The following is a 14,806-nucleotide window of genomic DNA, read 5'->3' on the forward strand; positions in this document are numbered from 1 at the left end:
CCTGCGCAGGCTGTAAAATTGGGGCAATGAGCTCCCCCGATCTGCCGTCCGATCTCACCGCCGAGGACATCCAGGCCTGCCTGAAGGTCCTGAACAGCATCCACGTCTACGACGAGGAGCACCCGGACTACGTTTCAGTGCGCCGTGCCACCGGGAAGATGTTCAAGGCCGTCAAGCGCCACCGCCGGGTCAGCAAGCGGGACCTGATCGCCGAAGCCGACCGGGCCGTGATCGCCCAGACCGCGACGGCGGCCCCGGACCGGATCGACGACGAAACCCGCGGCAACAAACTCGCGCCGTCCGCCACCGGCGAGATCGCAGGACACCTGATCAAGTCCAGGCCGTGCTACATCTGCAAGCAGCACTACACCCAGGTGGACGCGTTCTACCACCAGCTGTGCCCGGAGTGCGCTACGTTCAGCCACAGCAAGCGGGACGCCCGGACGGACCTGTCCGGACGGCGTGCCCTCCTGACCGGCGGCCGGGCCAAGATCGGCATGTACATCGCGCTGCGGCTGCTCCGCGACGGTGCCCACACCACCATCACCACCCGCTTCCCCATGGACGCCGCCCGCCGGTTTGCCGCCATGGAAGACAGCGGCGAGTGGCTGCACCGGCTGCGGATCGTCGGCATTGACCTGCGCGACCCCTCGCAAGTGATGGCCCTGACCGATTCCCTGGACGCCGCGGGCCCGCTCGACATCATCATCAACAATGCGGCCCAAACCGTGCGCCGCTCCGGCAACGCCTACAAGCCGCTGGTCGACGCCGAGGACGAGCCCCTTCCCGCGGCCCTCCAGGCTGCCAACGGCGGCCCGGAACTCGTGACGTTCGGCCACGCCCACGACAAGCACCCGCTGGCCCTCGCGAGCACCGTCCTGGAGCACCCGGTGCTGGCCGGGGACGCGGTGACCTCGCTGGCACTGTCCACCGGTTCCGCGTCGCTGGAGCGCATCGCTTCGGGCACAGCCATCGACGCCGGCGGCCTGGTCCCGGACGTGGCCAGCGTCAACAGCTGGACCCAGGTGGTTGACGAGGTGGATCCCCTGGAAATGCTCGAAGTCCAGCTGTGCAACGTGACCGCGCCGTTCCTGCTGGTCAGCCGGCTCCGCGGGGCGATGAAGCGCTCCACCGCGCGGCGGAAGTACATCGTTAATGTCAGTGCCATGGAGGGCCAGTTCTCCCGCGCCTATAAGGGCCCCGGCCACCCGCACACCAATATGGCCAAGGCGGCGCTGAACATGATGACCCGGACCAGCGCCCAGGAGATGCTGGACGCCGACGGCATCCTGATGACCGCCGTCGACACCGGCTGGATCACGGACGAGCGCCCGCACTACACCAAGGTGCGCCTGATGGAGGAGGGCTTCCACGCCCCGCTGGACCTCGTCGACGGCGCCGCCCGGGTCTACGATCCGATCGTCATGGGCGAGTCGGGCGAGGACCAGTTCGGCGTCTTCCTGAAGGATTACAAGCCGAGCCCCTGGTGAGTCCTGCCTTGTAACAAATCCGGCCAGCGGGGTCCATGGGCCTTATGGCCCTAATGGGGGCCCGGCACAGTACGTAACGTGGGTCCACATGAACACAGAGACGACGCCTGCGCCAGAATTCGGACTGTCCATTGACCAGTGCTGGGTCCTGCTGGACACGGAGGTCGTGGGAAGAATCGCCCTGATTGTGGACGGGCATCCGGAGATCTTTCCGGTGAACTTCGCCCTGGAGCGCCGCTCGATCGTCTTCCGGACGGCCGGCGGCACCAAACTGTGGGCGGCGATGACGGCCAAACCCATTGCCTTCGAAATCGACGGCTACGACGCCCACGAACAGCAGGCCTGGAGTGTTGTTGCCCGCGGTGAGGCACAGTTGATTGAGCTTAAGGAAGAGAAGGACGCGGTCGACGCCCTTCTGCTTGAACCGTGGCAGCCCGGAGACAAGGACTACTACGTGCGGCTCTCCCCCAAGGCCCTGACCGGCCGCCGGTTCAAGGTCAACAATCCGGACCTGTGGCGCACGCGGCTCTCCGATCCCCGCCGGGCTTCGTTCGAATAGAGACTCCCCGGCCCTACTTGGCCGCCTTGGTCTCCGGGGAATGGACCACCAGCACAGGGCAGTGGGCGTGGGCCACGAGGGCCGAGCTCACGGATCCAATCAGCATTCCGCCGAAGCCTCCGTGTCCGCGGCGTCCGACCACCACCATGTCGGCATCCCGGCTGGCCTCCATCAGCGTGTGCCGGGGGTGTCCCTGCACGAGGCGGGTTTCGACGTTGGCCGGGGTTTCCGCCCCGAAGGCCTTCTCGACCGTCTCGTTCAGGATTTCACCGGCGCGGACGTCGAAGTCGTCAATTCCCATCGCGACATAACCGTCGTAGACCGGAGGGACGTCCCAGCTGGCCAGCGCCACAAGTTTCGCGGCGAGCGGTACGGCGAGGCTCTGGGCCTGGCGCAGTGCCTCGACCGAGGCATCGGAACCGTCAACCCCTACCACAATCGTCCGGATGTCCCTGGCTTCGGTCATGGCAGATCCCTTCGTCATACAGCTGGCGCGTCCAGCCTACCGTGACGTGCCGGGAAGGGGTGGGGCAAGGGCCGAAAGTCATGGGAACAGGAGGCCGGCGGCGTCCCGGCAGGACCTAGGACCCTTGTCGCGGTTCCGGACACGGAGAAGAATTGCAGTCGTCGGGAACGGAAACGGCGTCCGGAGCGGACAATGGGAACAACGGCGGCACTCGAGTCAGCGACACTGGCGGCCGCACGAACGACCCGCAGGCACGGTCTGCGGAGCAGGCTGGGTAGCAACGTACCACCCATGGCAGCGCAAGCCGCCGGACAGGAGAATCATGATTGCCTGGGCAGATGCAGGTCTCACTGCAGCCGACGGGGCACCGGCCGTCATCCGCGTCTTTATCCTGGATGACCACGAACTCGTCAGGCGCGGCCTGCAGGAGCTCCTCGAGGGTGAGGGTTTCCTGGTGGTCGGAAGCTCGGCTTCCGCCGTCGAGGCGACCCGCCGCATACCCGCCCTTCATCCGGATGTCTGTGTCCTCGATGCGCGCCTCCCGGACGGGACCGGGATTGAGGTCTGCCGCGATGTCCGTTCGGTGGACCCGTCATTGAACTGCATTATCCTGACAAGTTTCGACGACGAACAGGCCCTGCGCGGGGCTGTACTGGCGGGCGCGAGCGGCTATGTCCTCAAGGAGATCGGCGGCACTGACCTGATCGGGGCACTGCGCCGGGCGGCCGCGGGTGAGTCTCTCTTCGCAGAGGGCGTCGCCGCAGGCATCGTGGATAGCCTGGTCGAGGCCGACGACGTCGACCCCCGGACGTCCTCCCTCACACCCCAGGAGCGGCGTGTACTGGAACTGGTGGGCGGCGGCCTCACGAACCGACAGATCGCCGCGGAAATGTTCCTCGCGGAGAAGACCGTCAAGAACTACGTCTCCTCGCTGCTGGCCAAGCTGGGCTTCGAAAGGCGCACCCAGGCCGCTGTCTTCATCGCCGGGCCGGCCACACCGGTATCGCCCGGCAGCCACGCCGACGCCACGCGCCCGCACAGTGTCCACTAGCAGCTGAGTCCGCTAGAGCGGCACCGACCACTCGAGGCTCGTGCCGGCGTCGGGGGCGCTGGTGATGGTGCATTCGCCGTCCAGCATCCGCGCCCGGTCTTCCAGGTTGGCGAGTCCACGGCGCTTTCCAGGTTCTGCGAAGCCGGCTCCGTTGTCCGTGATCACTACCGTCACCTTTCCCTTGACCACGCCCACCGACACGGAGATGGTGTCCGCGCCGGAGTGCCTGATGGCGTTGCTGAGGCCCTCCGACACGACGGCCACGACGTTGTCGGCCTTGTCCGGAGTGACGGCGTCCACCGGCCCGGTGATGGTCAGGCGGGGCTGGAAGGGCATGGACTTCGCCGAGCTGCGGGTCACCCGCCGGATCCGTCCGCTGAGCAGTTCCGTTTCGCCGCTGCTGCTCTTGAGCGAGTAGATGGTGTCCCGCAGGCTCCGGATCGCTTCGTCAAGCTCTCCGGTGATGGTGCGGATCCGTTCGGTGGCGAGCTCATCTTTCGTGAAGCGGGTCAGGCTTTGGACGCTCAGCCCGGCTGCGAACAGCCGCTGGATCACGAGATCGTGGAGGTCGCGGGCGATCCGGTCCCGGTCGGTGAAGACCAGCAGTTCCTCGCGGAGCCGGTGGACGCGGGCGAGTTCGAGGGCGAGGGCGACATGGGACCCAAAGACGGCCCCCATCTCGATGTCCGTCCGGGCGAAGCGCAGCGCGTCGCGGTCCCGGACCAGCAGGAGGAGCCCGTGATGTGCTCCCTGGGTGCTTAGTGCCACTGCCAGCAGCGGGCCGGTGATCCCACGGTCGATCTCCCCGAACAGGGTGGACGCGTCTTCAAGCACCACGGGCTCGCCGCCATCCAGGACGCTTTCCAGCAAGGGCGAATCGAGAACCAGTGAACGGCCGGAGAACTGCGGGCTGGTCTTGCCGGCGGCGCCGGCGACAATATGGCCGCGGCCGTCCGCCGCGGGCGCCACCAGGAGTGCCAGTTGGGAGCCGGACTCCTGCAGTGCCCGGTTGGCGATGGGATCCAGCCCCCCGGACGTGTAGTCCCGGTCGCTGCTGAGCATCAGCCCGGAGACGTCCATGCAGGCTTCCAGCCAGCGGGCGCGGCGCCGGGCGTCATCGTAGAGCCGGGCATTCTCAATGGCGACCCCGGCGGCGGCGGCCAGGGCGACAGCCAGGCCTTCATCCTCGGCCGTGAAGTCGCTGCCGTCTTCCTTCTCGGTCAGATACAGGTTGCCGAAGACCACGTCCCGGACCCGCACCGGGACACCGAGGAAGGACTTCATGGGTGGATGGTTTGCCGGGAAGCCGTAGGATTCCGGATGGCCGCGCAGGTCATGGAGCCGAAGGGGGCGGGGTTCGGAAATCAGCAGGCCCAGGACGCCGTGGCCGGTGGGAAGCGGCCCGATCCGGTGGGCCAGTTCCTCGTCGATGCCCACGGTGATGAAGTGGCTGAGGGCGTGGTCGTCGCCGATGACGCCCAGGGCCCCGTACCGGGCATGAAGCAACCGGCAGGCGGACTGCACAACGCGTTCCAGCACGGCATCGAGGCTTAGGTCCTCGGCTACTGCGACCACGGCCTCCAGCAGCCCGGCCATCCGCTCCTGGGACTGGAGCAGTTCCTCGGCCCTGGACACAAAACCCTGGAGTACCCCGTCAATCATGGGCTGTGGCTCAGTGGTGGTCTGGTCCGGATGGTCCCCCATTGAATGCATGCTCATGGCCCCAATTCGATACAACGAACATAACCATCGTCCGCGCTGACGATGGTGATGCCAGAATACCCCGAAGCGGGCGCAAAAACCCCAGGAGTCGGCCGGCGATGGTGTTGATTGTGACTTTTTGCCCTACACCACCGCCGCTTGCGTGGCGTAGGCTCGCTGGCATGAGTACTGATCCGAATCCGGGAAAACACCAGCAGGCACATGAAGTTGAGAACCTTGACCACCACGAATGTTGGCGCCTGTTACGCAGCGTCACCGTGGGCAGGCTCGCGGTCTGGGTAGACGACCATCCCGACATCTTCCCGATCAATTACAAGGTGGACCACGGTACCCTCGTGTTCCGCACGGCAGACGGCACCAAGCTTCAGGCGGCCACCGGCGACACCGCCGTGGCGGTAGAAGCCGACGGCGTGGACGCCGACAGCGGCATTGCCTGGAGCGTCGTGATCAAGGGACAGGCCGCGCCGGTGCAGAACCAGCAGGAGGTGCTGGACACCGTGGGTCTTTTGTTGTTCCCGTGGCAGGCCGGCAAGAAGGAGCACTTCGTCAGGATCACTCCGGAGACCGTGACCGGGCGCCGGTTCAAGGTGGTCCCGCCGCTGACCTGGTGGACTCCCCTGGATGACGCCACCCGCTCCGGACTCGAATAGCCTGGCGTCAGGCCAGCCGGGTGATCTCCACGCTCACGCTGAGGGCCGAGCCGCCGCCGCCGGACAGGATTCCCTTGAGCGGAGGCACGTCGCGGTAGTCGCGGCCCCTTGCCACGGTCACGTGGAAGTCGCCGGCGGGCTTGTGGTTGGTGGGGTCCCAGCTGCGCCATTCGCCGTCCCACCATTCCAGCCAGGCGTGCGACTGCCCGGCCACAGTCTCACCGAGTTCCGCCGTCGACCGCGGGTGCAGGTAGCCGGAGACGTACCGGGCGGGAATGCCCCGGCTGCGCAGGGCGCCGATGGCAAGGTGCGCCAGGTCCTGGCAGACGCCCTGGCGCTGGGTCCAGGCTTCCTCAGCGTTGGTGGTGACGCCGGTGGAGCCCTTCATGTAGGTCATCTCGCCGCGCATCCATTCAAAGACCGCCATGGCCGCCCCGTGCGGGTTGCGGCCCTCGACGACGCCGGGAATGATCCCGAGGACTTCGGCGCCCGGGCCGGTGAGCTGCGACTGCGGAATCCAGTCGCTGAACTTGTTCAGGGTCTCCGGAGCGGCCAGGACGTCCCAGCCGACGATGTCCGCCTCCGCCGGGATCCGTTCCACCCGGTGCACCTCGACGGTGGTGGTGGAGAGGACCTCAAGGTGCTCGTGCGGCATCTGCATGTCGAATGCCGTCACGCGGGTGCCCCAGTAGTCGCGGTAGCTGCTCAGGGCCGCCTGGGACGGCGAGACCTTCAGCGAGGACTCCAGCACCACCTGCTGCGGATCCGTCAGCGGCGTCATGCGGGCCTCGTTGTAGGACAGTGTGACGCGTTTGTTGTACTTGTACGCCGTCTTGTGGATGATGCTCAGCCGGGTCATGAAACTTCTCCCACCCAGGCCAGTTCGTCTGCCTGATTGAAGTACTTACGGGAAATGGCGTCCGAGGCCTGCGAGACGGCTTTCTGCACGCGCTCCATGTGCTCGGGAAGCTCGGACATAAGGTCGTCGGTACGGTGGAACTCCAGGAAGGTCCGGGCCTGCCCCACGATCCGGCGGGCGTCGTTGATGAAGCCGACGCGCTGGGCCGAGGGGTCCAGCTTGGCGAGGCACTCGTCGGCGTCCCGCAGCGCGTAGACGATGGACCGGGGGAACAGCCGGTCCAGAAGCAGGAACTCGGCCGCGTGCTGGTCGCCGAAGGCCGCGCGGCGGGTCCGCAGGAACGATTCGTAGGCGCCGGCGCAGCGGAGCATGTTCACCCAGGACATGCCGGCGGAGAGCACGTCACGCGTGGAGAGCATCCGGGCGGTCATGTCGGCGCGTTCCAGCGAGCGGCCCAGGACCAGGAACTGCCAGCTCTCGTCGTGGCTGACGGTCGTGTCCGCGAGGCCGCTGACCATGGCCGTGCGTTCCAGCACCCAGTTGCAGAACCGGTAGGTGCCCACGACGTCCTTGCGGTGCTGGTTGAGCCCGTAGTACGTCGTGTTGAGGCTTTCCCAGAGTCCGGAAGACACCGTTTCCCGGGCCCGGCGGGCGTTCTCGCGGGCAGCACCGAGGGAGCCGGCAATGGACGTGGCACTCTGCTTGTCGTAGGCGAGGGCGTTGAGCAGTTCGGGCAGGCCGAAGTCCTCGCTCTGCGCCCGGGCGCCCATGACGGCGAGGAGCTCCTGAGCCACGCTGCGCTGTTCCTCCATCGGCAGGTGGTTCAGCCGCTCCAGGTGGACGTCGAGGATCCGGGCGGTTCCGTCAGCCCGTTCCACATAGCGGCCGATCCAAAACAGTGACTCGGCGATACGGCTAAGCATTCGCGGTTACCTCCAGCGCATCGAAAATCTGAAAAGGGCAGGTCAGCGGAAAAAGGGACGACATGGTGCCGCGTGTCATTGCTGCTGCTCCTTCTGGCTGTCGCGCCAGTTGCTCTCCACGGGCCAGACCGAGACCCGTTCGCGGACCGTGATGGCCGGGCGCGGCAGGGTCTCCACCGGCACCTCCGGCGAATCAGCCAGGACCCAGGTGTCCTTGGAACCGCCGCCCTGGCTGGAGTTGACGATCAGGGAGCCTTCCTTGAGCGCCACGCGGGTCAGGCCGCCGGGCAGCACCCACACGTCGTCGCCGTCGTTGACGGCGAAGGGGCGCAGGTCCACGTGCCGCGGGCCGAACTTGTCGCCGCTGAGCGTGGGGACGGTGGACAGCTGCAGGACCGGCTGCGCGATCCAGCCGCGGGGGTCCGCGATGACGCGCTTGCGGAGGGCCTCGAGCTCGTCCTTGGAGGCATCCGGGCCGATCACGAGGCCCTTGCCGCCGGAACCGTCCACGGGTTTGACCACGAGTTCGGCCAGGCGGTCCAGGACCTCCTCCCTGGCTTCCTTTTCCTCCAGCCGGAAGGTGTCCACGTTGGCGATCACGGGTTCCTCGTTGAGGTAAAAGCGGATCAGGTCCGGGACGTAGCTGTAGACCAGCTTGTCATCCGCGACGCCGTTGCCCACGGCGTTCGCGATGGTGACGCCGCCGGCGCGGGCCGCGTTGACCAGGCCCGGGCAGCCGAGCATGGAGTCGGCGCGGAACTGCAGCGGATCGAGGAATTCGTCATCGATGCGCTTGTAGATCACGTCCACGCGCTGCTCGCCGGCGGTGGTACGCATGTAGACGCGGTTGCCGCGGCAGACGAGGTCGCGCCCTTCAACGAGTTCCACACCCATCAGGCCGGCAAGCAGGGTGTGCTCAAAGTAGGCGCTGTTGAACACACCGGGGGTCAGGACCACCACGGTGGGGTCGTCGACGCCGGACGGTGCCGTCTTGCGCAGCGCGGACAGCAGCCGGCGGGGGTACTCCTCGACCGGGCGGATGAGCTGCTGGCCAAAGGCCTCCGGCAGCCCCTTGGCCATGGCGCGGCGGTTTTCCAGGACGTAGCTGACGCCGGAGGGGACGCGGACGTTGTCCTCAAGGACACGGAACGTCCCTGCGGCGTCGCGGACGACGTCAATGCCGGAAATATGGACGCGGACGCCGCCGGCCGGCTCGAAGCCGTGCACCTGGCGGTGGAAGTGGGCGCTGGTTGTGACGAGCTGGCGCGGGATGACGCCGTCGGCCACGACGGTCATCTTGTCGTAGACGTCATTGAGGAATGCCTCAAGGGCGCGGACGCGCTGCGCCACGCCCTTCTCCAGTACTGTCCACTCATCGGCGGGGATGACCCGGGGCACGATGTCGAGCGGGAAGGGCCGCTCCTCGCCGGCGAAGTCGAACGTGACACCGCGGTCCAGGAAAGTCCGGGCCATGGAATCGGCGCGCGCCGTGACATCGGCAAGCGAGAGTTCACGCAGGGCCCCGGCGACCTGTCCGTACGACTTCCGGGCCTGTTGCCCGGGGGTAAACATCTCGTCGTAGGCGCCGGTGCGTTCGGCGGCCACGGAGTAATCCTGGAATAGGTCAGACATGGTGACTAGACAATCACCTTTTTGTTGCGAAATCATTTCGGCGCCCGCCGGGGCGCGGCGCCCGAGGGCGGGAGCGGGCCGTCTGCGTGCCTGCAGCCGGGGCGGCGCCGGTGAGGTCCGCCGTGGCGGTGACGGCATTTCCGGGCCCTTACGGCAAGGTGGACAGGTGCCTCCGTTTACTCGCAAACCGCTGCCCGGCGCCGGGTCGGTGCCCGGGCTGCTGCCGGGCCTGCTGGCCGCGGCAGCCGCCGTCGCGCTTGCCCTCGCCGTCCATACCCTGGTTCCCGTACTCCCGGCCATGACACTGGCCGTGGCGTTCGGGCTCCTGGCTGCGAACTTCCCGGGGCTGGCCGGCTGGACCGCGGGAACCGGCCGGCCGGGGCTCGATTTTGCCGGCCGGCACCTGATGCGCGCCGGGATTGTCATCCTGGGCCTGAAGGTCAGCCTCGTGGATGTGCTCGGGCTCGGCTGGGCCGCGCTGCTGCTGATCACGGGCGTCGTCCTGGCCGCCTTCGCCGGAACCTACGCCATCAGCAGGCTCTTCCGGCTGCCGCCGCAGGTATCGCTGCTCATTGCCACCGGGTTTGCCATTTGCGGGGCCTCGGCCATCGGGGCGATGGCGGCGGTGCGCCGGATCCGGCAGCACGACACCGTGCTCCCGGTGGCCCTCGTGACACTCTGCGGCACCCTCGCCATCGGCGTGCTGCCGCTGCTCATTCAGCCGCTGGCCCTCAGCCCGGAAGTCTTTGGCGCCTGGACCGGCGCCTCGGTGCACGACGTGGGACAGGTGGTGGCCACGGCGCAGACCGCCGGGGCGGCGGCGCTGGCCGTCGCCGTCGTCGTAAAACTCACCCGGGTGATCCTGCTGGCGCCCATGGTCGCCGTCGCGGGGCTGCACCACCGCAGCAGCGCCGGCGCCGGCGCCGGGCTGAAGCGGCCACCCATCGTCCCGCTCTTCGTGCTCGGGTTCGTCGGGATGGCGGCCCTGCGCACCACGGGCTGGCTCTCCCCCGCCGTCCTCGACGCCGCCGCGGTGCTGCAGGACATCGTGCTGGGGATGGCGCTGTTCGGCCTCGGGTCGGCGGTGCGGGTGGGCCAGATGCTGCACACCGGAGCGCGGGCCTTGCTGGCGGCGCTGGCGTCCTGGCTGCTGATTGCCGCGCTGGGGCTGGGGGCCGCGTTCCTCATGATTAGATAGCGGGGTGTCGAACCAGAACCTGCGCCGCGATGAAGCCGCTGCCCGCTCAGCCCTGATCACCACCCGCAGCTACGACGTCTCCCTGGACGTCCGGCAGGCTGCGGACCCGGACGTGGCCGGCTACACGAGCCGCAGCGTCATCAACTTCTCCGCCAGTGAACCCGGAGCCTCGACGTTCCTGGACTTCATCAGCAGCGAGGTGCACAGCGTCTTCCTCAACGGCAAGGGTCTCCCCGTCGCTGACGTCGTCGACGGCTCCCGGATCCGGCTCGACAACCTCCACGCGGAAAACCAGGTCACCGTCACCGGCACCGCGCTCTACAGCACCTCCGGGGAAGGCATGCACCGCTTCGTCGACCCCGCCGACGGCCAGTGCTACCTCTACACACAGTACGAACCCGCCGACGCCCGCCGGGTGTTCGCCAACTTCGAACAGCCCGACCTCAAGGCGGAGTTCACCTTCCACGTGATGGCACCGTCGGCCTGGCAGGTGGCCTCCAACGGCGTCGAAACCCAGCGCACGCTCCTTACCAGCGACCCGGACACCAGCCGCTGGGACTTCGCCCCCACGAAGCCGATGTCCACCTACATCACAACGGTGCTCGCCGGCCCGTACTTCAAGGCGGAGGACTCCTGGCGCACGACCCTCGACGACGGCACCCGTCTGGATGTCCCCCTCGCCCTCTACTGCCGCGCCTCGATGGCACCGTCGTTTGACGCCGAGGAGCTGTTCACCCTCACCCGGAACGGCCTTGACTTCTTCAACGGGCTGTTCGACTTCCCCTACCCGTGGGGGAAGTACGACCAGGCGTTTGTGCCTGAATACAACCTCGGCGCCATGGAGAACCCCGGGCTGGTGACCTTCACGGAAAGCTACGTCTTCACCTCACGGGCCGCCGATTCGCAGTACCAGGCCCGCGCCAACACCCTGCTGCACGAAATGGCCCACATGTGGTTCGGGGACCTCGTCACGATGCAGTGGTGGGACGACCTGTGGCTCAAGGAGTCCTTCGCGGACTACATGGGCACCCTCGGCGTGGACCGCACCACGGACTGGGCCACGGCCTGGGTGAACTTCGCCAACAACCGCAAGGCCTGGGCCTACATGCAGGACCAGCTGCCGACCACGCACCCGATCGTCGCGGACATCCCCGACCTTGAGGCCGCCAAGCAGAACTTCGACGGCATCACCTACGCCAAGGGCGCCTCGGTGCTCAAGCAGCTCGTCGCGTATGTGGGGTTTGACGCCTTTATTGCCGGCTCGCGCCAGTACTTCAAGGACCATGCCTACGGCAACACCACCCTGGCCGACCTGCTGGCCGCGCTCAGCACCGCCTCCGGCCGGGACCTCGCGGACTGGGCCCGCCAATGGCTGCAGACCTCCGGCATTTCCAGCCTCACCAGTGAGATCGAGGAGCACGACGGCGTCCTCGGCACCGTGGCAGTCCTCCAGGACGGGGTGGACCCGACGACGGGACGGCAGGAGCCGCGCCCGCACCGGCTGCGGATCGGCCTGTACGGGATGGACGACGCCGGCGCCCTGGTCCGCACCGACAGCGTCGAGACCGACGTCAGCGGCGCCCGGACCGAGGTGGCGGCCCTGTCCGGCAAGCCCCGGCCGGACCTGCTACTGGTCAACGACGAGGACCTCAGCTACGCCAAGGTTCGGCTGGACGCGCGCTCCGAGGCCACCGTGCGGACCTCCCTCAGCGCGCTCAGCGATCCGATGGCCCGCGCCCTGTGCTGGACCGCGCTCTGGGACTCGGCTCGCGACGCCGTCACCCCGGCAGCCCTCTACGTGGATGCCGTCAAGCGCTTCGGGCCCGCGGAAACCGGGATCGGCGTGCTGCTGAACGTCCTGGGCAACGCCGCCACCGCGATCGAACGCTATGTCCCCGCGGCCGGCCGCGCTGCCGTCCGCCGCGGCTTCCTGACCCTCGCCGAGGACGAGCTCCAGCGGGCCGCGCCGGGCTCCGACCAGCAGCTGGCGTGGGCCCGCACGGTGGCCGCAACCAGCCGCTTCGACAACAGCCGGCTGGACCTGCTCCGCGGCATCCTCGACGGCAGCACGGTCCTCGACGGCCTGTCTGTGGACGCGGAGCTCCGCTGGAACTTCTGGCACGCCCTGGCTGCCAACGGGGAAGCCACCGTGCCCCAGCTCGACGGGGAATTGGCCCGCGACAACACCGCTGCCGGCAAATCCGGGCACGCCACCGCCCTCGCGGCCCGCCCCGAAGAAGCCGTCAAGGAGGCAGCCTGGCAGGAGTCGGTGCACGGCACCGCGCTCTCCAACCAGCTGCTGAGCGCCACCGTCGCCGGCTTCAACACCGCCCCGGCACCGCTGCTGCGCGGATTCACTGACCGCTATTTCGACTGCCTGGAGGACGTGTGGGCCGGTCGCAGCATTGAAATCGCGAGCCGGATTGTCCGCGGGCTCTACCCTACCGGGCAGGACCTGGACGGCGGCACTCCGGACACGCACTCCGTCATCGTCCGGACGGACCACTGGCTCGCCGGGCACCCGGACGCGCCGCGGGCGCTGCGCCGCATCATCATCGAACAGCGCAGCCACCTGCACCGTGCCCTGACGGCCCAGGCCCTGGCCGCGAACCCCCGATCGACTGCTCCGTAAGTGCCCTTTTGGCGGCTCTAAAGGGCCGTTACGGAGCAGTCGACGGGGTGCAGCCGACTGGGTGGCAGTGGCTTAGGGCACCCGGTGCAGCCACTCCGGGGTGCCGAACTTGGCGTCCACCCGGTGCTGCGCGGCGGCAAGCTCGGCCGCGGTGAGTTCCGAGGGCGTCGCCGCGTAGCGTTCGGTGAAGACTTCCATCATGGCCGCAACAATCTCGGCCCGGGCCAGGCCGGTCTGCCGGCGGAGCGGATCCACGCGCTTCTTGGCGCTCCGGGTGCCCTTGTCGGAGAGCTTCTCCTTGCCGATCCGCAGGACCTCCACCATCTTGTCGGCGTCGATGTCGTAGCTCATGGTGACGTGGTGCAGCATGCCGCCGTTCGCGAGCCGCTTCTGAGCGGCGCCGCCGATCTTGCCCTGCCCGGTGGCGATGTCGTTGAGCGGCACGTAGAACGCGCTGATCCCCATTTTCTCAAGGGCAGCCATCACCCAGACGTCCAGGAAGGCGTACGAATCGGCGAAGCTGATGCCGTCCACGAGGCTCTGCGGCAGGTACAGCGAGTAGGTGATGCAGTTGCCGGCCTCCATGAACATCGCTCCCCCGCCGCTGATCCGGCGGACCACGCTGATGCCGTGGCGTTCGACGCCGGCGGGGTCCAGTTCGTTGCGGACGGACTGGAAGCTGCCGATCACCACTGACGGTTCCTCCCAGTCCCAGAAGCGCAGGGTGGGGTTGCGGCGCCCGGCGCCGACCTCTTCGGTCAGGACCTCGTCCAGCGCAACGTTGACGTGGGTGGGCAGCACGGACGGGGCGATGATGTTCCAGTGGTGGTCAGCCCAGCCGGTGGCCATCGCAAGGGCGCGCCGGACGGTGACGGCCACGGCGTCGGCGGAAAAGCCGAAGAGGACGGCGTCGGCGGGGAGGGCCGCAGCCACCGCGGCGGAGATGTCCGCCGCATTGGTGTCCGCCGCGAGGCCCGTGAGCGCCCTGTTGATCTCCAGCAGTGCCTCGTCCGGCTCCAGGAAGAAGTCCCCGCTGAGCGAAACGTTCGCGAGCACACCGTCGACGACGTCCAAATCGGCGACGACGAGTTTGCCGCCGGGAACCTTGTACTCCCCGTGGCGGCAGGCGCCGCCGTCGTCAGCGCTGCTGGAACCGGGGACCGGGGGAAGGGTTGTCATGCCCTTAATCCTGCCACGATGCTCAGGGTGAAGACGCAAAAAGCCCGCACCGGTGACGGTGCGGGCTTTTCCAAAAGACCTTGGGGAGAAGAAGTTACTTCTTGCCGCCGAAGCCCTTGAAGCGAGCGTTGAAGCGCTCGACGCGGCCTGCAGAGTCCATGATGCGCTGCTTGCCCGTGTAGAACGGGTGGGACTCAGAGGAGATTTCGACGTCGATAACCGGGTAGGTGTTTCCGTCTTCCCACTCGATGGTCTTCTTGGAAGACACGGTGGACTTGGTCAGGAACTTGACGCCGGAAGCCAGGTCGTTGAAAACAACAGCTTCGTACTTCGGGTGAGTATCAGACTTCATAATTGGACCTTTGTTCGCACAACTGGATTTTGCCAGTTGCCAGGTATGAATGGGATGGCCAGCGGAATGCACCGGACGGCCAGCTATCAATCA

General features: G+C 67.5%; 13 protein-coding genes. 6 read left to right on the plus strand and 7 right to left on the minus strand.

Going from position 1 to position 14,806, the window contains the following annotated elements; genetic code table 11:
* Positions 1-26 precede the first annotated feature (26 nt).
* Both GXK59_RS08285 and GXK59_RS08290 read left to right on the plus strand, forming a co-directional pair.
* On the plus strand, positions 27-1,490 hold the full coding sequence (locus GXK59_RS08285; protein WP_160665903.1) for an SDR family NAD(P)-dependent oxidoreductase: 1,464 nt from the start codon (positions 27-29) through the stop codon (positions 1,488-1,490).
* 88 nt (positions 1,491-1,578) lie between these two features.
* Positions 1,579-2,049, plus strand: coding sequence for a pyridoxamine 5'-phosphate oxidase family protein (locus tag GXK59_RS08290; protein WP_160665905.1), 471 nt, complete (start codon positions 1,579-1,581; stop codon positions 2,047-2,049).
* Between the two features lie 13 nt (positions 2,050-2,062).
* Here the strand turns inward: GXK59_RS08290 and GXK59_RS08295 are convergent, their stop codons facing one another.
* On the minus strand, positions 2,063-2,515 hold the full coding sequence (locus GXK59_RS08295) for a universal stress protein (protein ID WP_160665908.1): 453 nt from the start codon (positions 2,513-2,515) through the stop codon (positions 2,063-2,065).
* A gap of 322 nt (positions 2,516-2,837) precedes the next feature.
* On the opposite strand from GXK59_RS08295, the gene GXK59_RS08300 reads away from it, so the two are divergent.
* Positions 2,838-3,566 carry a response regulator gene (locus tag GXK59_RS08300; RefSeq protein WP_160665910.1) on the plus strand — a complete coding sequence of 243 codons (729 nt, stop codon included), beginning with the start codon at positions 2,838-2,840 and terminating at the stop codon, positions 3,564-3,566.
* Between the two features lie 12 nt (positions 3,567-3,578).
* On the opposite strand, the gene GXK59_RS08305 is transcribed toward GXK59_RS08300, so the two are convergent.
* Positions 3,579-5,279 (minus strand): sensor histidine kinase, encoded by a 1,701-nt coding sequence (locus GXK59_RS08305; protein ID WP_160669055.1) that lies wholly within the window; start codon positions 5,277-5,279, stop codon positions 3,579-3,581.
* 170 nt (positions 5,280-5,449) lie between these two features.
* Between GXK59_RS08305 and GXK59_RS08310 the strand changes: the two genes are divergently transcribed.
* Positions 5,450-5,938 (plus strand): pyridoxamine 5'-phosphate oxidase family protein, encoded by a 489-nt coding sequence (locus GXK59_RS08310; protein WP_160665912.1) that lies wholly within the window; start codon positions 5,450-5,452, stop codon positions 5,936-5,938.
* A gap of 7 nt (positions 5,939-5,945) precedes the next feature.
* On the opposite strand, the gene GXK59_RS08315 is transcribed toward GXK59_RS08310, so the two are convergent.
* The 3 genes from GXK59_RS08315 to GXK59_RS08325 form a co-directional block, all read right to left on the minus strand.
* Complete coding sequence (locus GXK59_RS08315) at positions 5,946-6,797, minus strand: transglutaminase family protein (protein ID WP_160665914.1); 852 nt, start codon at positions 6,795-6,797, stop codon at positions 5,946-5,948.
* Positions 6,794-7,720, minus strand: a complete 927-nt coding sequence (locus tag GXK59_RS08320) for an alpha-E domain-containing protein (protein ID WP_024366688.1) — start codon at positions 7,718-7,720, stop codon at positions 6,794-6,796. Before GXK59_RS08320 ends, GXK59_RS08315 begins: the two co-directional genes overlap by 4 nt.
* Before the next feature lie 75 nt (positions 7,721-7,795).
* Positions 7,796-9,352: a circularly permuted type 2 ATP-grasp protein gene (locus GXK59_RS08325; protein ID WP_160665917.1), complete on the minus strand. Its 1,557-nt coding sequence runs from the start codon at positions 9,350-9,352 to the stop codon at positions 7,796-7,798.
* Positions 9,353-9,572: 220 nt separating this feature from the next.
* Here GXK59_RS08325 and GXK59_RS08330 point away from each other — a divergent pair, with 220 nt between their 5' ends.
* Positions 9,573-10,550: a putative sulfate exporter family transporter gene (locus GXK59_RS08330; RefSeq protein WP_202129194.1), complete on the plus strand. Its 978-nt coding sequence runs from the start codon at positions 9,573-9,575 to the stop codon at positions 10,548-10,550.
* Between the two features lie 4 nt (positions 10,551-10,554).
* Complete coding sequence (pepN, locus tag GXK59_RS08335) at positions 10,555-13,182, plus strand: aminopeptidase N (protein ID WP_160665919.1); 2,628 nt, start codon at positions 10,555-10,557, stop codon at positions 13,180-13,182.
* 72 nt (positions 13,183-13,254) lie between these two features.
* Here the strand turns inward: pepN and GXK59_RS08340 are convergent, their stop codons facing one another.
* Together GXK59_RS08340 and GXK59_RS08345 are read right to left on the minus strand one after the other, a co-directional pair.
* A complete protein-coding gene (locus tag GXK59_RS08340) occupies positions 13,255-14,361 on the minus strand; it encodes a lipoate--protein ligase family protein (RefSeq protein ID WP_160665921.1) in 1,107 nt (368 codons plus the stop codon).
* Positions 14,362-14,455: 94 nt separating this feature from the next.
* Positions 14,456-14,713: a type B 50S ribosomal protein L31 gene (locus tag GXK59_RS08345; RefSeq protein ID WP_024365679.1), complete on the minus strand. Its 258-nt coding sequence runs from the start codon at positions 14,711-14,713 to the stop codon at positions 14,456-14,458.
* Positions 14,714-14,806: the final 93 nt, after the last annotated feature.

The sequence above is a fragment of the Pseudarthrobacter sp. ATCC 49987 genome (genome assembly GCF_009928425.1).
In the GTDB taxonomy this organism is placed as follows: Bacteria; Actinomycetota; Actinomycetes; order Actinomycetales; family Micrococcaceae; genus Arthrobacter.